This is a genomic window from Desulfomonile tiedjei DSM 6799 (genome assembly GCF_000266945.1).
GTDB classification, from domain to species: Bacteria; Desulfobacterota; Desulfomonilia; order Desulfomonilales; family Desulfomonilaceae; genus Desulfomonile; species Desulfomonile tiedjei.
Window position 1 is genome coordinate 5,466,762 of sequence record NC_018025.1, and the last position, 18,276, is coordinate 5,485,037.

An 18,276-nucleotide genomic window follows, 5' to 3' on the forward strand; every position below is an offset into this window, starting at 1 on the left:
GGTTATGGTGCCAAAGTCCAGCCTTTGGTTATTATTCTGCTAATATCGTTATAGAAAACCAGCACCATGAGAAACACGATGAAAACCAGACCCACCTGGGTCGCGTATTCTCGCACTTTTCCTGTCACAGGGCGACGGATCACGGCTTCAATAATGAAGAAGAAGAGGTGTCCCCCATCCAGAATGGGAATGGGAAGAAGATTGATGATTGCCAGGTTCACGCTGATGTAACTCAAAAGAAAGACAAAATTGAAAAACCCGGCCTTGAGACTTTCACCAGAAGCCTGGGCGATGGTTATGGGGCCGCTCAGCGCCTTTGCACTGATTTCACCTTTGACGAGCTTTACCAGCGTAATGCCCACCAGTTTGGTAAGATACCAGGTAAAGTACGCTCCCTCGGAAATAGACTCCAGAACCCCAAGTTTGGCGCTCGCGCCAGATGGAGAAACGCCTATCTTCCCCGTGGGTTCTCCGAATAGGTCTTTTTGCTCGCCCAATGATGGCGTTACAGGAATCTCAAGTTCACGGTCACCTCGTTCCACGGTCAAGGTGACCTGTTTTCCGCCATTCTGCTCGATGATGGAGCGCATGTCGTCCCAGCGCCACACTTTTTCACCATTTATCGCCGTTACCTTGTCGCCTGTTTTGAGTCCGGCCTCCATAGCCGGGGTTCCCTCGATGACCTTGCCAACTTCGCTCAGGAGAACAGGCCATCCGGCCATATATCCGATACTGATCAGAACAAAGGCCAGGAGATAATTTGAAAGCGGACCTGCCAGGATTATCGCGGATCGTGCAAAGAGGGACTTGCTCGTGAAAGCTCTATTTTTTTCTTCAGGGGCAATTTCTTCCTCTTGTTCCGGATCTTCTCCAAGAAGCTTTACGTACCCGCCCAGAGGAATCCAGCTCAACATGTATTCCGTTTCGCCCCATTTCCGTTTTATGAGGGAAGGAGGAAAACCCAGCGAAAATTTCAGGACTTTAACCCCGGCCAGTTTGGCTATGATAAAGTGACCAAACTCGTGGACGAAAATCAACACGCCGAGGAGTATGATGAATCCGAAGAAGTAGTACAATTGATGCCTCCGTGCCGGAATGTCATTAAGATTGAATTCCTAAGACAATTCCCTTTCCAAATCGTTCATATTCAATATAGAATCTTGTATGGTGAAAACAAGCTCTTTCTTCCAAAAATCCGATATTCAAAGGGTCGGTATCCTGGGCGGCACATTCAATCCGCCACATCTCGGGCATCTCCGACTTGCAGAAGAAGTAGCGGAATTGCATGAATTATCCAGAATTTTATTCATGCCGAGTCTCATTCCGCCTCATAAGTACCACCCCGAGATTGCATCACCGGAACACCGATTAGAGATGACCCGCCTGGCATGTCTCGGCAACGACCGCCTCGAGGTCTCGGACCTGGAAATCCGTCTCAAGGGACCTTCTTACACTATTAATACACTAAAGGCATTAAAGGAACAGAACCTGGAAACGTTTTTCATCATGGGGACGGACTCGTTGAAAGAAATTTCCACATGGAAAGATTATCAGCAGCTTTTTGAACTATCTCATTTTCTTGTGGTAAAACGTCCGGGTACTGATTTCTTCTCAGCATGGAGGGAGACTCCGGAAAGCTTTAGGAATAAATTTACTCTATCCGGAGAATGCTTTGTGCACGAATCGTCCGGTATTCTCGTTCATTCGACGGTAGAAGGGCTCAATGTCTCGTCTACGACTATCAGAAATCTGTTGAAACAGGGAAAGAGTATTCGTTATCTTGTTCCCGAATCTGTCAGATCATACATTTTAGAACATCGTTTGTATGAATCTCCAAAAATAGGGGTTATATGACCACACACATTCCAGTTGGCGACTCGAAAGAAAAAGCTGAAACGCTTTTGCGCGCCGCCCTGTCCAAGAAAGCCGTCAATCCGGTGCTGATAAGACTCGCAGAATTGACTACCTTGACGGACTATTTTCTTATCGTTTCCGCAGGATCCGGAAGACAGGTCAAAGCAATTGCAGAAGCCATTCTAGAAGATGCGAAACACAAGGGGATCGACAGGTTCTCGGTCGAAGGTGTCCATCAGGGGAATTGGGCCCTCCTCGATTATGGAGACGTGATTGTCCACGTTTTTCAGAAGTCCGTTCGAGAGTTTTACGATCTCGAAGGGCTCTGGGCCGAAGCGCCTCGGGAGAAATTTCCCGACGATCTCACGCAAGAGATTGAAGCCGCAGCAGAACCCATAGCGGAAGAGGACGAAGAGTGGCCTGAACTGTAACTACTCGTTTCTCTTGACTATTTCTTAAAAAGTGCCTCTAGCTTGCGCCGTGCTTCCGCAGCTTTGTCTGCGGACCTGGAAGAAGCGGGCCCTTCACGCAGGTTGAAATACTCGCAAAAGTTTCGTCTATCCTTAACGGACACTCTTTCCGCCTGTGACTCTCGACACTGATTGTGCGCAGATTCGTCATAATCCGAGCAGTTCAGACAGCAGTGAACATCGGAACCGCATTTCGGACATGTTTCGTTGCGAAAAACTCTCTCCGCATATTCCAGTGAATTCCCGCAGTGGTGACAAGCTCCTTTTTTCATGAATACCTCTTGCGTGATGTGCTCCGGGAGAGCTATCCTGCACATTACAATGTCCCGTCGCCCTCGTGCTTGTGGATTCAATTGCCGTACCGGATGTTAAACCGGATGAATTTAACATTTTAACATATTCGGTTTTGAGGGCACAGGGGGTGAACGCAATAGACCGGAAGGAGATGAAACATGTCCGAGCCTTTTTTTGCTCGACTCCCAAAAGACGCCGACCTTCTTGACTCTATTACCGGTGCATTTAAAGAGCGGTCGATCAGCAAAGCTTCCTTCACCGTGATCGGCGCAGTTGAGGGAGCAGTCTTGGCATACTACGATCATCAGGAAAGAACATATAAGAGCAAAGAGTTTTCAGGTCTCATGGAGATAACTTCCTGTTCGGGAAACGTATCCTTCAAAGACGGGCAGATCTTCGTGCACGCCCACATCATTCTTGCCGGACACGATTTCCAGTGTTATGGCGGTCACTTGATGCAAGGTGCAAAGATCTTTGCCGCGGAGCTTCACGGCGTACCAATCCCTGGAGAGACTCCCGAGCGCAGGTTCGACGATCCCACCGGATTGTTCCTGTGGGCTGAAAAGTAGCGCACGATTGCCAGGATTAATGTCCGATTGAAGATAGGACTATTGGTGGATGCCGGCCTCCGTGCCGGCACTTCTTCAATATAATTAATGATATCGATAGAATGTGCGGCAGCTCACGTAGGATGTGGTGAGCGAAGCGAACCGCATCGGTCGCGAAAGACCTCGACTGATGCGATTCCCGTCGGTCATCGCATCCTACATTGGCTACGCTGTCTGCCCAACAAAGATAGGAGAATTGTGGCACGATTTGTTCTGCATTCGAGAATTTTGAGACAGTCTCAGGACGCTCGAGATGCCGGTCCCCACTAATATCTTGTATTGGAGCGCGGCGAATGGTTTCGGGAGCCTGAGACTTGAAAGCAAGTGATTTCATCCTCTTTTTTGTAGTATTCGGGTCGATTGCGGTTGCGGTGTGTTGTCCCGGTCTGGGGACTATTTTTCAGCCGTATTTCATGTACTGCATGATGCTGCTGCTCTTCTTGAGCTTTCTCAGAATCGATTTTCGTGCATTTGTGGACGCTTCCGCTTCTTCACTGCTCGGATTAACTGCTCTGATTCTCGTGAAATTAATCATCCTTCCTGGCGTGTTGTACTACGTGGCTTTACTTACACTTCCCGACTATGCCGTCCCCGTGCTGCTGCTTTCCGGAATATCCACAGGAGTAGTTGCACCGTTCATTGCCATGGTGGTTTCTGCCGATGTTGCCGCGGTGCTGAGAATGGTAGTGATCACATCCCTGATCGTGCCGTTTTCACTCCCGACTCTCGTTAAATTGCTGGCTGGAGCCGAGATTCATATTCCGCTCGGAACAATGGTGCAGTTACTTGCGATAGTGATTTTCATCCCCGTTTTCGCTGTCCTGGTACTACGTCGATTATGGCCGGCATTGCTGGAAGCGATTTCCCGCAGGCAATTTCCTTTGTCTCTGACTCTGTTTGCGCTTATCAATCTTGGGGTATTTTCGAAGTACTCATCGTTCTTTTTCCAGAATCCGGGAAGCATTCTCGTATCGACTATCGTGGCCTATATCCTGGCAATAATCTATTTCACGAGCGGATGGTTGGTTGCTGCGCGTTCGAACCCGGGGATGAAAGTCGCTGCCGGGATCAGTCTCGCGCTCATGAACAATGTTCTGGTAATCGTGTTTTCCTCGCAATTTTTCGGGCCCCTCTCTCCTATGCTTGCGGCCATGTACATGTTTCCGTTCTTTACGCTTATTGTACCGATGAAACTCATCGCAAACCGCCTGCAAGCCAGGTAGATCCGCATTTCAGCAATTCTTCTTTGGATTATGGCATTGATTTCAGGCAGTTTTGTAGCCTTGCAGTTGGGCATTGTACGGAGTTGCGATCAAGATAGATCTCATTTGTGACTACAGCACGGACCTGCAGGGCAGGTCCATGGCGCTCACAACCGTCATCGATCCTGGATGCAGGGGTGCCACAGACCTCCGCAGTCAGGTCAGTGCATTGAATATTGGTAGGTGCCGTGCCTCCGTGCCGGCACATTTTTCAAATACAAATCAACCGGTAGGGGGTCGGCAGAGACGCCGACCCCCACCAGGAAAGCTGGAAGTGGATGCTCTTATTTTAACGCTTATGCCTCTAACCCCCCTTCATTAAAGGGGGGAATGGGGGGATTTTGAATGCAAATGGGTATCAACTCTGGTCTTCCAAAGAAACCGCCCACTCCAGTCCCCAGAGCCGAGCAGATCCCTCACTATCACCTGAAGCAATTAAAGAAAGATTCGAGAACAATGCCAGGGACCGCACAGAGGATGAATGTCCCTCCAAGACCGCGGAGCATTTCTCAGCAGGTACGTCCCAGAGTCTTATGGAGCAATCGTCCGAAGCAGTGATCCAAAGATTGCCTTCCGGATTTGACACGATAGTGCGTATGGCCGCGGCATGCCCTCTCAGAGTGGCGACATTGACCCCAGAGCCTCCGACATAGACCGTCAGGTCGCCTGATTCCAGGCCGGCGACAATCTTATCCTCGTGAGTAGCAGGCAAAAGAGCGGTGATTCTTATTCCCAAATCCCGAAATGCTCCCTCATTACGGCCGGTGGCAAGCGACCATCTTTGAATTCTTGTGCTGTCCCGCAAACTGAACACGCTCTCCAGATTTTCGGAAAAACAGATGAATTCGGACCCAGGAACAGCGGCGCCTTTGTAATGTATCTTGCCGGTGTTCAGATCGAGCAGTACCTGCATCTTCTCCGGACACATTGCAGTAATTTCGTGTCCTGAGGGCATCATCCTGAGAGGTGGTTCGAGTTTCGGGAATTCCTGCACCATTTTTCCGTCCTGATCCCACACACGAAGCACGCGATCCTGACTCAGCGTCACCACACCCTGCATCCGAGGCAAGAAGAACACTTCTCGAATGGGATTTCCCGCGACAAATTTTCGGATACAGCGCCCGGTAACCACATCCCAAATGGCTGCAGTGCCGTCAAGACTTCCGGTCAGGAGCAGCAAATTGTCCGGGCTTGCCTTCATGGCAACTACCCCATCCTTGTGACCATGAAATGCGCGAATAAAGGATGTGGATTTCAGGCGTCCCCGAACAACCACATTATGCAGTACGTTCCTGATTAGCACCGCTTCCCTGGACCAACAAAACCCGGGAATCGCACGAATGCGCTCGAAAGCTTCCAATGCCTGCGTTTGATGAGCTTTCCGCCACGCACGGTTAAACTCTTCGACAGTAATCTTAAACAGAGCATGCAAGCCGGCCAGTTCTCTGAACGTTCGCGGCCTGCAAAGAGCAGGTTCCAGATAATCCTGTGAGAACCACCCGGTATCGATGCTCCAAAGTCTTACGGAACCTTTGGAGGAACCGGTAAGCAATCTTTTGCCATCCCTGGAAATAGCGCACCCGGTCAAGTCTTCTCCGGCTATCGTGATGGTTCGGTAACATCTCCCGCTGGAACCGTCCCATATCTTTATACATCCATCGGCAGAAACGGAGACAATGTATCTATCGTCCGGCAACACCGCTATTCCGGTCAATTCTTTTCGATGTCCGGTAAACCGAAGGACCTCCGAGCCGGATTGCGCTTCCCACAATTTCATCAGTTCATCATCACCGCCGGTGACGATGACTTCGCCATCCGACGTGGATTCAACTGCAGTAACAGCTCCCATGTGAGCGCCTGTTTTAAAGAGTTCCGTGCCGGAACGGAAATCCACCACAATCAGAGAACCATTTTCGCAACCAATGGCAATCCGTCCCGTGTTTCCCAGAAAAACCTGTGATGAAACCTTTGAGCCCAATTTCCGTGATTCCCACACAACCTCTCCAGAAGGGATTTCGAGAATGCGGACAGCGCCTTCCTGGTCGTAGCACGAGAGGTACTGGGAATCCGGAGAAAACCTGACGCCAAAAATGCTCATGCCGGGGAATTTCTTGATCAGCCGGCCTTCGCGAAGGTCCCACAAATCCAACGTCTTAAAAGCCGTGCCGTAAGCCGTCGCTGCGAATTCATCATTCTGGGAGAAGGCTCCGGTAACGGGCATGAAGGTAAAAGTACGGAAATTTTTCAAACATCTACCGCTATCCGTATCCCAGATTCTGATTGAACGATCTTCACCGACTGAATACGCTCGTCTGGCATCTGAAGAAATCGCGACGGAGCGGACACTCTTGATGTGACCGGCATACGAGATCAACTCGCCGATTGTCGAGAACCCCAGAGAGTTCACAAAATTCTTTGGATCGTTATCATAGGCTTTCCAGCGATCCTGATACCATGAACCGTCATGACAGGCCTTTTTCAGAAATGATACAGCTCGAGCCGGATCTCCCCTTTGCAGCGAAAGCAACCCCATAAGGTACGAGTAATCGGGTGTTTCTCTGACCTCAATTTTGAGGGCCTCCATCCTCTGGATAGTCTCGCGGTCGGAACTTTCGGAGTTCTTCCAGCGCAGCATGTGAAGATTGTATACTGCTTCCAAATGGTCGGTATTTGCCGAATGAGCGTCCTCAAGAAGTCTTCTTGCGTCGTCGTATCTTTTCAAGTCCAGGAGTGACACAGCCTGGTTGTTCAGAGAATCCGCCTTGAGACCGACCAGGTTGGGGCGATTACGGGGTTTTCGATCGGGTCGCAATTCCCTGGAGAGCGACTCGAGAGCGTGACACACATCCTGAAAAGATTTGTATCGATTATCGGCCTTTTTCTGAAGACACGTTAGCATGATGTCGGCCAGGGATCCGGGAATATCGGGTCTCAGCGAACGAGGATCGATAACCGGAGCTTTCAAATGGCTTCGCACTAACTCCGGGAGAGAATAGGTGAGAGGGAGCTTGAACGGCATTGAGTCGAGAACCAGCTCGTACAACATGACGCCGAACGAGTAAATGTCGGATCGAATATCCTCTTTCCCTTTTTCTCTGAATCTTTCAGGCGCCATATATCGCGGGGAGCCCATGACTCCGCCTTCAAGCAAAGTGACGCTAGCGTTCGAGATTCTGCCGCTGGAAGTTGTGTCCGCAATGTGTTCGTCATCAGGGCGGTTCATATGTGCGGGGTCATCCACTCGTTTTACTAAGCCGAAATCAGTGATCTTGACTATTTTGTCTCGCGTGATGAGGCAATTTGCGGGTTTAATGTCACGGTGAACCATGCCGTTTTCTTCCGCATACATCATTCCGTGGCAGAACTGGAGCATGAGATCGGTCAGAAGTCGCAAATCATGCAAGAGGTTTTTCTCTGCCCATTCTTCGAGTGCGCCCCCATCAACGTATTCGATAAATAACCTGGGAAGTCCTCGTATCACGCGAGCGTAATAGCAGGTCGCAATATTCGGATGCAGCCCCAGTCCGACCCAGAGTTCCGCTTCTCTGAGAAATCTCAGCAGGTGTGTTTCGCTCTTTATTGCAACCTTTTGCGGCGTCTTTATCGCAATCATCATCTTCCAGAGACGATGGAATGCAAAATACACGGTTCCCATACCGCCGGAAGCCGAACCGTGCACTTCGTACAATCCTTCGATAAGATCGCCTTTTTTCCATTGGCTTTCGGCATCGGATTCAGCATAAGGCAGGCCGAATCCTGTCGCGCTTTTCCGAGGAAGACTGAGCAGCGCCCGATCGGTGACGTCGCTTTCGGCCAAACCCACTTCAACGGATAAGCCGTTTCTGCGAAATACCCCGATAAGCCGTTCAAGATCTCCGCCAAGGTGAACTTTTTTCAGTGTGATGGTGCCGATTTCGAGAGAAGCTCGCACGCTCGCTGGTGTACGTTTGATCAGTTTTGCCAGCGCATCGAAAATCTTGGCCGGAACCTCATCGAGGTCCTGACAAGATATTGTGAGCGAAGCGTACGTTGACTGCGATTCCATTTCCGGGAAATTACCTGAATGGAGTTGTTAAGGGCAAGCCCCTCCAAAAAAGTGTACAGTCTGAATCTGGTTCTTGCATAGAAAAACCAGAATTTATACGAACGGAAGAAATTTTTCGAGGTGGGGTCGGGAAGCCCGTTAAAAACGGGATTGTCGGAACTCCCCGACTCTCATTGTCCTGCGACTTTCGCTTTGCATTCAGGACACTGATAGAACTTGCCTTCTTTCTTGGAGATCTTTTCTTCCATGATAGGTGAGGAACAAGCCTCATTGGGGCAGCGGATGTCCACAGGTTTGTTCCATAGTGAAAAATCGCAGTCAGGGTATCTGCTGCAGGAATAAAAGATCTTTCCCTTCTTGGTCTTGCGTTGGGCAAGTTCGCCTTCTTTGCATTTGGGGCACTTGATACCCATGGACAGGGGCCGGGTGGTCTTACACTCGGGGTACCGCGAACAGGAAAGAAACTGACCGGTACGGCCTTCCCGCATCACCATAGGCGCTCCACATTCGGGACATTTTTCATCGGTCGGTACGGGTTCTTTGGTGGCGACAGCCTCTGTGGCAATCTTTCCGGTGTATCCGCACGCGGGATACGCGGAACACCCGATGAACAAACCATAGCGCCCTGACCGAACAAGTAACGGTTCTCCGCATTCAGGGCACACCTCGCGGGTGGGGATACCTTCCCGCTTGATGTTCTTCATGTTCTTCTTGGCGGTATTGAGATCTGTCTCGAACGGTCCGTAGAAGCTGGTCAACGTTTCTTTCCAGGAAGCGCTGCCTTCCTCGATCAGGTCCAGGGACGATTCCATTTGCGCGGTGAATTTCGTGTTCACCAGATCAGGAAAGCTGTCCACGAGCAATCGAGCTATTATTCTCCCCAGAAGCGTCGGGCTGAATTTCTTGTCCTGTAATTCCACATACTTCCGTTTCTGAATAGTGCTCACCGTTTCCGCGTACGTTGACGGACGGCCGATGCCCTGTTCTTCCAACTCCTTGATGAGCGATGCTTCATTGAACGCGGGTGGAGGCTGCGTAAAATGCTGCCTCGGAAGCACTCGTCTCAGTTGGAGCTTGTCACCCGGTCGGAGGGACGGCAGTAGTCTGTCTGCGTCATCCTTGTCACCGTTGGATGAAGCCTGATCTTCTTCCTTGTCTTGCGAGTAAATCTTTGTGAAGCCGTCGAACTTCATGATGGAACCGGTGACTCTGAACAATAAACGCCCTGCCTGAATATTTGCCGTGGTCATGTCAAAGACTGCTCCTGCAGTTTGACTCGCAACAAATCTATTCCAGATGAGCGTGTACAGCGCAAGCTGCGCCTTATCGAGGAACTTTGCAACCTTTTCAGGGCTGAGTTCCATAGATGTGGGGCGGATGGCTTCGTGAGCTTCCTGAGCAGTTTTCCTGCCCTTGTACTCGTGCGGTCGGTCGGGCAGATACTTTCGTCCGTATTTCTGTTGAATGAAGTCTCTTACTGCTGACAGAGCTTCAGCGGAAATCCTCGGTGAATCCGTCCTCATGTAGGTGATGAGTCCTACTGCTCCCTGATTCCCCAGTTCTATACCTTCATACAACTGCTGAGCTATACGCATGGTACGGCTGCCTGAAAACCTGAGCTTGCGGGAAGCTTCCTGCTGGAGCGTCGATGTGATGAAGGGCGGAGCGGGTTTTCGAGTACGTTCCCGTCGTTTGACTTCCTTGACGATGAATTCGGCGTCCTGAGCCTCTTTCACCAGCGCAGACGCGGTTGCTGTGTCCGGAACTTCGATTTTGGTTCCGTCCTTCTCCACCAGTTTGGCTTCAAAAGGCGGCGGGTCCATAGCTTCCAGGAGCACGGTCAGAGACCAGAATTCCTGCGGCACAAACGTATCGATGGCATTTTGTCTGTCAACGATGAGTCTTAATGCTACGGACTGGACCCGACCCGCGCTCAGGCCGTACTGCACTTTGTCCCAGAGCAACGGGCTAAGCTGGTAACCGACGATTCGGTCCAGAATGCGGCGGGCCTGCTGCGCGTTGTACTTGTTTTCATCCAACCGTAACGGATGGGCCACCGCTTCTTTGATCGTCTTTTCCGTGAGCTCGTTGAAGAGAACACGAAAAACCTTCTCCGGAGGCTTCTTCAATTCTTCCCGGATATGCCAGGCTATCGCTTCCCCTTCACGGTCGGGGTCTGTTGCAAGCAGTACTTTGTCAGCGTTCTTGGCAGCAGTACTGAGCTCCTTTACAATTTTCTCTTTGCCTTCAATTACTCTGTATTGTGGAGCAAACCCCTCGTGTACCGTGACCCCAAGCTCTTTTTGAGGAAGATCTTTTATATGGCCGATGGAGGCCTTGACTTCAAATCCCGAACCCAAATACTTTTTTATCGTCTTTGCTTTGGCCGGTGATTCAACGACTACCAGCGTTCTTTCCATACAGTACTCACCCCTTCGCGGAATATCCGCTTGCAATAACATTGGTTCAGCCCAACAAAAAGTCAAGCGGTTCGGACCGCCTATGGTCGCGGGACACTATTTCAGTATCCGTGAAAACATTTTTCCTGGATGCTGTTTCACCAGCCCTTGCAACTCGAGTTCCAGGAGTATCCCCGAGAGCTTGCCCGCTTCCAACCCAACACTTTCGCAAATGAGATCGATGGGCACAGGGTCTAGATCTATAGCTTCCAGGACAGTGAGAGATTCCGGGGCAACATCGTTCGATTCGCGTGTGGCTTGGAACAATCCTTGCTGCTGCATGACAGGTTTTCCGCTCGTGGCAAAGAGCGCATGGAGGACGTCTTGCCCGGATTCCACGAGCGCTGCACCTTGCTTGATCAGATGATGAGGGCCGGAAGATTTGAGATTGCGAACGTTTCCGGGCACAGCGAGAACGTCTCGGTTTTGCTCCAGAGCATGATGAGCAGTGATGAGAGAACCACTACTCTTGGCTGCTTCTACAACGAGAACGCCTTTAGCCAAGCCCGAGATAATCCTGTTCCGCCGGTAAAAATTCGTCGGCAACGGCTCTGTGCCAGGTCGAAATTCAGTGATCACAGCGCCCTGGTGAAGCATCTGTTCCATGAGTTCCCTGTTTTCGCGAGGATACGTCACATCTATGCCGCAACCGAGAACTCCGATGCTCCGCCCGCCAGCTTTATACGCCGCTTTGTGACAGGCTGTATCGATGCCTCGTGCCAGTCCGCTGATAATCGTTATCCCTTCTCGTATCAACTCTTTTGTGATCTGTTCCGCCATATCCAGACCGTAACGCGTCGGATTTCTGGTTCCTACAATACCCACCGCAGCTTTGTCTTCAGGAACGAAATTCCCGCGCACAAACAGGAGAGCTGGGGGATCATAGATCTCCAACAAATTCTGAGGATAATCGGCATCCCAGCGCGTAATAACTTGAACGTCCATTTCTTCGAGAATCTTTATATGCTTCAGGATGCTGTCGGCAGGAATGGAAAAGGTCGAGATTAAGGCGGCAATCTTCTCACCCAATCCTGTGCGCTTGCGAATCTCCTGTGCTCCAGCATGCAGAACGGCTTCAGGCGTGCCGAATGCCTGTATGAGCCGAGCTATTGTGAGGGGACCGACGCGAGGAACTCTCTCCAGGGCAAGCCAGTAAAAAAGAACGTTGCTATCTTGTGAGGTCATGGAGAGCCATGAGTATTTCGCACGAGATTGCGGGGGCCATTGTGTCGCGAAGCACTCCGACGACAGACCGGTTTCCGCAATATCGAAAACGTTTGATAGTAAAATCGGCGCTTTCAACAGATCAGCCTGAATCTGAGCGGTTTATGAGATCCGGGCGGCTGTCAGATGGGCGCGAATCGCTGCTCAACTTAAAATAGCGATTCCAAAAGTGTCAAGGAGTTTCCTCGAGCTTGCGTGGATTCATAGGATTGCGAACTCGTATTTAACAGGAATTCGCAATCAAAGAAGGAAAATCAAGGATGGCCATTGTTCACAGGAAAAGTCCCCCCAATTTCCTTTCTGAAATTGGCGTTAAAACATCCTCCACACGTGATCCAGAGCGCTTTCCGGATTGTAAGGGCTGCGAAGCGTTCGTTGATAATCCTGGTAATAGTTGTTAAATACCCACTCCTGATATTTTCGGGGTGTCGGGCCGATACGATACTGGTACGGACTCCGCGGAACCGGTCTCACATTCTGGGGTTGAGGATATGGTGCGTAGTTCGGATAATAGTAATACCCGTAGTACTGGGCATTGCATACTGCTGCTGCCGTTAAGAAAAGAAGAGTCAAGACAAGAACGATTGATTTCCTCATAAATGCTCCGTGGATTGTATTTCAAATGTGCAGGTTGATTGGTGCGAGAGGGGGGACTCGAACCCCCATGGGTTGCCCCGCCGGATCCTAAGTCCGGTGCGTCTGCCAATTCCGCCACTCTCGCGTCCGTGGATGACGGCTGATGGACGATTCTCTAGTATAGCCGGGTAGAGTTGTCAAGTTAAGGTCTAATACCAACTTGCTTTCAAAGTTGGACGAAAATCCCCTCTGACCCCCCTTTATAAAGGGGGGTCAGAGGGGATTTTGAATGCAACTTGGGCTAAAGCTAAAAAACCGGAAAAGTAGCCTGAAGCAGCTTGATGAGCGGACCGGGATAGGTTCCCAGCCAGATCAGTGCAGCAGCGAGAACGGCAAAGACAATTCCGGAACCTGCATGCAGCGGCTTCGGAACATCAAAGTCCGGAGTTCGCGTCACAGGCTGAACGTACATGGCTGCCACAATGCGCAGATAGTAGAATAGTCCGATGACGCTGTTGACCACAAGCACAGTAACCAGCAGCCACAGGGCTGAACCTACTCCTGCAGCCATGACATAGAATTTTCCCAAAAAACCCGCAGTTAACGGAATTCCGGCAAGGGACAATAGCATGGCCGTGAAGAAGGCTGCCACCAGAGGTCTTCGCCAGATGAGACCCTGATACTGTTCGATTTCTCCTGCTTCATTCTCGCTCGTGGAAAGAACGCTCACTACGCCGAAGGCTCCCAATGTCGTGACAAAATATGCCGTTAAATAGAAGCCTATTGCCAGGAATGCGCTTTCTTTCGCTGCCAGGAACGCAATCAGCAAATATCCGAGGTGTGCGATGGAGGAATACGCGAGGATGCGCTTAACGTTCTTCTGTAATAACGCGAGGATATTCCCTGTAAACATGGAAGCGACCGAAACAGCACTGAACATCCAGAACGCTGCACTCCCCTCCTGAATCTCTGCCTGCGCGAAATACCGGAACAAAAGTGCGAAAACAGCTCCTTTGGATACTGTTGCCAGAAACGCCGTAACCGGTGCCGGAGCTCCCTGGTACACATCCGCCACCCACATATGAAAGGGAACAACTCCCAACTTGAATCCTATGCCTACGAAGATAAGACCTGCACCAGCAAGCAGTAGAACCTGCGGGGCTTCGGTGCCGATCTCCCGGAGGGCGATGAAATTCATGATGCCTGTTTGGGCGAATACCAGCGCCATGCCGAAAAGCAGGAACGCGTCGGCAGTCGCAGTAAGAACAAGATATTTAAGTCCTGCTTCAACACCATCGCGAGTCAGTCGCTTGTAAGCAACCAGGGCATACAATGAGATACTCAGGATTTCCAACCCCAGAAAGAATGAAGCAAAATGGCTGCTGCACGTAAGAACTGCTGCACCTAAACAACCCAGAAGCAGAAGCACGTAGAATTCTTCTTCAGGCTCGGTATATTCCTGAAAGTAACCGTGCGCGAGAACCGCAACCGCCAAGCCTGCGGCAAATATCAAACCCATGTAATATGACGCGAAGCCGTCCACAAGGAACAGAGGCGTAACCTGCCTGGGAATGGAATGGGACACGGCAACAACCGCCATGAGAGAAGCTGCCAGACCAGAACCCGCAATCACGGCCGAGATTACATGGCTGCGGTGGAACGCAACAAAAAGCATGAGCAAGACTGCTGCTGCAGATAGGATCAGAAAAGGCAAAAGCATGAAAAGATCGAAAAGATTCATTACCGATTTCCGGATTCAAAAGCATTCGGAACGTTTGCTGACTTGATTTCAGAAGAGGAATCTTGCCGGGAAGCATCCCGACTCGCTTCCTCGCTTGCCTGGATTGCCTCGACTGCGGGGCGGGTAACACTCAGAAGTGGCTGGGGATGCAATCCTAACCACAGGAGCCCCACAATCATGCTTGCGGCCATTGCGGTTTCCCTGAGCGACAGATCGGGCAATTGCCATCGTTCATTGCTCTGCCCGTAAAATGCCTTTTGCACCAACCAGAGCGAATAGACTGCGGCAAATACAAGGCCGAAAACAGCGGGAACCGTATAAAAGGGATTCGCCTGATACACACCAACGAGTATTAAAAACTCTCCCACGAAATTTCCCAGCCCCGGCAAGCCGAGTGATGCCAGAGCAAAGAACAGGACCGCTCCACCCATTCTGGGCACTGAGGCCCACAATCCGCCCATACGGCTCATCTCACGAGAATGGATCCTTTCCTGCAAAGCGCCCACGAGGACGAATAAGGCCCCTGTGCTGAGTCCGTGTGCGACCATCTGCACCACCGCCCCCTGGAGAGCCCATTGGTTGCAGGCAAAAACACCCAAGAGAACGAAACCGAGGTGGCTTACGCTAGTGTACGCTACCAGCCGCTTCAGGTCGGTCTGTGCGAAGGCCAAAACAGCACCGTACAGTATGCCCACCAGTCCCATTATCATTGCCACCGGAGCGAATGAAGCAGAGGCTTCCGGAAACAGGGGCAAGATGAACCGCAAGAGACCGTACGCTCCTGTTTTCAGGAGAAGACCGGCAAGTATGACGCTTCCGGCTGTAGGCGCTTCAGTATGTGCATCAGGAAGCCATGTGTGGAACGGCACTGCCGGGAGTTTCACCGCAAAAGCGGCGAAGAACCCGAGCATTAACCAGAAAGAAAACGGTCCTGTCACAGGATTTTCAAGAAGCTGAAAGTAATCGAACGTGTATGTGCCGGTGCTGCCGCCATTCACAAAATACAGGCCCAGCATGGCAAAAAGCATGAGAAGTCCGCCGGCCTGGGTGAAAATGAAGAACTTAACTGCGGCATATATTCTGTTTTCATGGCCCCAAATTCCGATGAGAAAGTACATGGGGACAAGCATAACTTCCCAGAAAAAATAGAAAAGAATCAAATCGAAGGCCAGAAACACGCCGAGAATTCCGCTCAGAACCGTCATCAGCAGAAAATGAAAAAAGCCCGCATTCTCCTGAATTTCCGTCCATGAGCACGCGACGGCGATGATGCCGAGAAAGAGCGTCAAAAAGACCAGGACAAGGCTCAGTCCATCCATCGCCAAATGGAAGCTTATGCCTAATTGAGGCATCCACTCTAACTGAATGTCCGCCAGCCACGTCCCCGGAGAAGACCACGCAATGAACGCAAGATAGACGGCACCTGCCAGATCTATCGCGAGGGCTGCCAGAGAGATCCAACGAGACCATCGAACCTCTCTTCCCGCCAGTATCCAGGTGACGATACCGCCGAGGAACGGAATCAAAATGAGCAGAACCAGAATCATAGAAACACCATGAAAGCAGCAGCCAGGATTGCTCCGACAGCAATGCCGACTGCATAATGTCTCACGAGCCCTGTTTGGGTTCGACTCAAGACACCATTGAGCCATCCTGTCACTTTAGCAATTCCGGCGTACAGGGAGTCGACAATATCCGCTCGGTTTTTCGAGGAAATCCATACAAACGGCACGATGAAGACACGCCTGTAAAGCCAGTCAAACCCGAATCCCGCATACCAGTACTCGTGGATCACGGATCCGAATCGGGTAGCTGCGAGACGATCCAAAATTGCGGAGGGCTCTATATACAGGAAAAATCCCACAAGAACACCCGAGAGAGAAACAATCGCCGCAGCCAACGCCAGAACAGTCTCCGTGCTCATGCTCATGTGCTGACTCTTCACAGCAGGCAGAGCGGTCTGGAGAAAATCGGTGAACAGCGTGACATGACCCAAAACCCTGGGGGTCTCCAGAAATCCTGAGACAACGGACAAACCGGCCAATACCGCGAGAGGTATTACAATCGCAAGTCCGGGCTTTTTCGGAGATCCTGACTTCTCATGTCCGAAAAACACGAGGAAGACTACTCGAAAGATGTACAAGGACGTGATGAACGCTCCGAGAACTCCTCCCAGCCACAACAATGGATTCCCCTGTTCTGAAGACCATGTGAAGAGCAGAATGGCATCTTTGCTGTAGAATCCCCCTGTGATGAGAGGAATGGCGGCCAGCGAACCCGATCCTATGAGAAAGGTCCAAAATGCCACCGGTAGCTTTTTCCGCAGACCGCCCATTTTGAAGATATTCTGTTCATGATGCATGGCAGTAATGACCACACCCGCGGAAAGAAACAAAACAGACTTGAAAAATGCGTGGGTAAAGAAATGAAAAATAGCTGCGGACCATGCACCGACTCCCAGAGCCAGAAACATGTACCCTATCTGGCTCATGGTGGAGTATGCCAGGACCCGCTTTATATCCGTTTGGACCAGGGCGCTGAAACCGGCAATCAGAAGCGTAAGCAATCCGATGGTAGCCACCGTGGTCTGTACGGGCGGCGCAAGAGAGAACAGGACGTTTGTCCTCGCGATCAGATAGACTCCGGCAGTGACCATGGTAGCTGCGTGGATGAGGGCACTCACCGGTGTAGGACCTGCCATTGCATCGGGAAGCCATGTTTGGAGTGGCAATTGAGCAGACTTGCCCAAGGCTCCGATCAGGATAAGGGTAGCTGCGAGCACGGCCGTTTGTGATCCGGGATACCATGCGATCGAAGCACGTGTTATGATTTCCTGTATCTGAAGAGTGCCCAAGTGGGCGAAAAGGAAGAAGATGCCCAAAGCGAGAGCAGTATCCCCAATACGGGTTATGACAAAAGCTTTTATTGCAGCGTAACCGTTCTCCGGGTTCTTGTACCAGAAACCGATGAGAAGGTAGCTGCATATTCCCACTCCTTCCCAGCCAAGGTACAGAAGGAGCATGTTGTCAGCAAGAACCAGAACCAGCATGAATCCCACGAAGAGATTCATGTACGCAAAGAACTTCTGATAATCTTCTTCATCAATCATGTACTCTGCAGAGTACAGATGAATGAAAAATCCGACCACCGTCACCACCATTGCCATGGTCAGCGAAAGCGCATCGAAGTAAAAACTGATCCTGGGTGCAAATCCGGCAACGTTGAACCATGACCCCACGGAATGTACGTAGAAGGTCTGCTTGGATAACGGAATCATGAACTCGAACATTGCAATGAGTGCGACAATTGCGGAGACACCTACCGAACCCACGCCGATTGCGGCAATCACCCGTTTCTGAAGCCTCGATCCGGTGAGGGCGAGTATCAGGAATCCCAAAAACGGCAGAGCTGGAATGAGCCAAACTTTGGTAAACATTTATCCTCTCATGGTATCTGCCGCGTCAGTGTTCAGAGTTTTGAAACGATGATAGAACTGAACGACCAGAGTCAACCCTACAGCTACTTCAGCAGCCGCCATGGTCAGCACGAAAATAAACATCACCTGACCGTCCGGTTGTCCCCATCTTGCGCCTGCGATTACGAAAGCCAAACCTGCAGCATTGAGCATCACCTCAATTGACATGAGCATGAATATGATGTTTCTCCGCACGAGAAGACCGATCAAACCAAGCGAAAACAGTATTGCGCAGAGAATCAGCCCGTGCTCCATGGGTACGGAAGCA

14 protein-coding genes and 1 tRNA gene are annotated in these 18,276 nt (G+C 50.8%); 4 read left to right on the top strand and 11 right to left on the bottom strand.

The genetic code is table 11. The annotated features are described in order from the left end of the window. Positions 1-2: 2 nt before the first annotated feature. On the bottom strand, positions 3-1,076 hold the full coding sequence (gene rseP, locus DESTI_RS23485) for an RIP metalloprotease RseP (RefSeq protein WP_014812467.1): 1,074 nt from the start codon (positions 1,074-1,076) through the stop codon (positions 3-5). A gap of 88 nt (positions 1,077-1,164) precedes the next feature. On the opposite strand from rseP, the gene nadD reads away from it, so the two are divergent. Together nadD and rsfS are read left to right on the top strand one after the other, a co-directional pair. Then, on the top strand, positions 1,165-1,854 hold the full coding sequence (gene nadD, locus DESTI_RS23490) for a nicotinate-nucleotide adenylyltransferase (RefSeq protein ID WP_014812468.1): 690 nt from the start codon (positions 1,165-1,167) through the stop codon (positions 1,852-1,854). Then, positions 1,851-2,285 (top strand): ribosome silencing factor, encoded by a 435-nt coding sequence (gene rsfS / locus DESTI_RS23495; protein WP_014812469.1) that lies wholly within the window; start codon positions 1,851-1,853, stop codon positions 2,283-2,285. Before nadD ends, rsfS begins: the two co-directional genes overlap by 4 nt. Positions 2,286-2,302: 17 nt before the next feature. On the opposite strand, the gene DESTI_RS23500 is transcribed toward rsfS, so the two are convergent. After that, complete coding sequence (locus DESTI_RS23500) at positions 2,303-2,596, bottom strand: hypothetical protein (RefSeq protein WP_014812470.1); 294 nt, start codon at positions 2,594-2,596, stop codon at positions 2,303-2,305. Between the two features lie 180 nt (positions 2,597-2,776). Here DESTI_RS23500 and DESTI_RS23505 point away from each other — a divergent pair, with 180 nt between their 5' ends. Beyond that, on the top strand, positions 2,777-3,187 hold the full coding sequence (locus tag DESTI_RS23505; RefSeq protein ID WP_014812471.1) for a PPC domain-containing DNA-binding protein: 411 nt from the start codon (positions 2,777-2,779) through the stop codon (positions 3,185-3,187). Between the two features lie 353 nt (positions 3,188-3,540). Then, positions 3,541-4,449: a bile acid:sodium symporter family protein gene (locus tag DESTI_RS23510; RefSeq protein ID WP_014812472.1), complete on the top strand. Its 909-nt coding sequence runs from the start codon at positions 3,541-3,543 to the stop codon at positions 4,447-4,449. A gap of 397 nt (positions 4,450-4,846) precedes the next feature. On the opposite strand, the gene DESTI_RS23515 is transcribed toward DESTI_RS23510, so the two are convergent. The 9 genes from DESTI_RS23515 to nuoK form a co-directional block, all read right to left on the bottom strand. Continuing rightward, the gene (locus DESTI_RS23515) at positions 4,847-8,533 is read right to left on the bottom strand and encodes a serine/threonine-protein kinase (protein WP_014812473.1); all 3,687 of its coding nucleotides are present in this window, start codon (positions 8,531-8,533) and stop codon (positions 4,847-4,849) included. 170 nt (positions 8,534-8,703) lie between these two features. Next, positions 8,704-10,953 (bottom strand): type I DNA topoisomerase, encoded by a 2,250-nt coding sequence (topA, locus tag DESTI_RS23520; RefSeq protein WP_014812474.1) that lies wholly within the window; start codon positions 10,951-10,953, stop codon positions 8,704-8,706. Positions 10,954-11,049: 96 nt separating this feature from the next. Then, positions 11,050-12,177, bottom strand: coding sequence for a DNA-processing protein DprA (gene dprA / locus DESTI_RS23525; RefSeq protein ID WP_014812475.1), 1,128 nt, complete (start codon positions 12,175-12,177; stop codon positions 11,050-11,052). A gap of 351 nt (positions 12,178-12,528) precedes the next feature. Beyond that, on the bottom strand, positions 12,529-12,813 hold the full coding sequence (locus tag DESTI_RS23530; RefSeq protein WP_014812476.1) for a hypothetical protein: 285 nt from the start codon (positions 12,811-12,813) through the stop codon (positions 12,529-12,531). A 39-nt stretch (positions 12,814-12,852) separates the two neighbouring features. Continuing rightward, positions 12,853-12,937, bottom strand: a tRNA-Leu gene (locus DESTI_RS23535). Positions 12,938-13,099: 162 nt separating this feature from the next. Beyond that, positions 13,100-14,533: an NADH-quinone oxidoreductase subunit N gene (locus DESTI_RS23540; RefSeq protein ID WP_014812477.1), complete on the bottom strand. Its 1,434-nt coding sequence runs from the start codon at positions 14,531-14,533 to the stop codon at positions 13,100-13,102. Further along, entirely contained in the window at positions 14,533-16,080 is a 1,548-nt protein-coding gene (gene nuoM / locus DESTI_RS23545) for an NADH-quinone oxidoreductase subunit M (protein WP_014812478.1), read from the bottom strand. Before nuoM ends, DESTI_RS23540 begins: the two co-directional genes overlap by 1 nt. After that, positions 16,077-17,969: an NADH-quinone oxidoreductase subunit L gene (nuoL, locus tag DESTI_RS23550; RefSeq protein WP_014812479.1), complete on the bottom strand. Its 1,893-nt coding sequence runs from the start codon at positions 17,967-17,969 to the stop codon at positions 16,077-16,079. Before nuoL ends, nuoM begins: the two co-directional genes overlap by 4 nt. Further along, a complete protein-coding gene (nuoK, locus tag DESTI_RS23555; protein ID WP_041287542.1) occupies positions 17,970-18,263 on the bottom strand; it encodes an NADH-quinone oxidoreductase subunit NuoK in 294 nt (97 codons plus the stop codon). It abuts the gene before it with no gap. Positions 18,264-18,276 lie beyond the last annotated feature (13 nt).

Excerpts from the sequence above, each read along its gene's own strand:
- nadD (WP_014812468.1), top strand. The coding sequence starts at position 1,165 with ATGGTGAAAACAAGCTCTTTCTTCCAAAAATCCGATATTCAAAGGGTC.
- rsfS (WP_014812469.1), top strand. The coding sequence starts at position 1,851 with ATGACCACACACATTCCAGTTGGCGACTCGAAAGAAAAAGCTGAAACG.
- DESTI_RS23500 (WP_014812470.1), bottom strand. The coding sequence starts at position 2,596 with ATGAAAAAAGGAGCTTGTCACCACTGCGGGAATTCACTGGAATATGCG.
- DESTI_RS23505 (WP_014812471.1), top strand. The coding sequence starts at position 2,777 with ATGTCCGAGCCTTTTTTTGCTCGACTCCCAAAAGACGCCGACCTTCTT.
- DESTI_RS23515 (WP_014812473.1), bottom strand. The coding sequence starts at position 8,533 with ATGGAATCGCAGTCAACGTACGCTTCGCTCACAATATCTTGTCAGGAC.
- topA (WP_014812474.1), bottom strand. The coding sequence starts at position 10,953 with ATGGAAAGAACGCTGGTAGTCGTTGAATCACCGGCCAAAGCAAAGACG.
- dprA (WP_014812475.1), bottom strand. The coding sequence starts at position 12,177 with ATGACCTCACAAGATAGCAACGTTCTTTTTTACTGGCTTGCCCTGGAG.
- DESTI_RS23530 (WP_014812476.1), bottom strand. The coding sequence starts at position 12,813 with ATGAGGAAATCAATCGTTCTTGTCTTGACTCTTCTTTTCTTAACGGCA.
- DESTI_RS23540 (WP_014812477.1), bottom strand. The coding sequence starts at position 14,533 with ATGAATCTTTTCGATCTTTTCATGCTTTTGCCTTTTCTGATCCTATCT.
- nuoM (WP_014812478.1), bottom strand. The coding sequence starts at position 16,080 with ATGATTCTGGTTCTGCTCATTTTGATTCCGTTCCTCGGCGGTATCGTC.
- nuoL (WP_014812479.1), bottom strand. The coding sequence starts at position 17,969 with ATGTTTACCAAAGTTTGGCTCATTCCAGCTCTGCCGTTTTTGGGATTC.
- nuoK (WP_041287542.1), bottom strand. The coding sequence starts at position 18,263 with ATGGAGCACGGGCTGATTCTCTGCGCAATACTGTTTTCGCTTGGTTTG.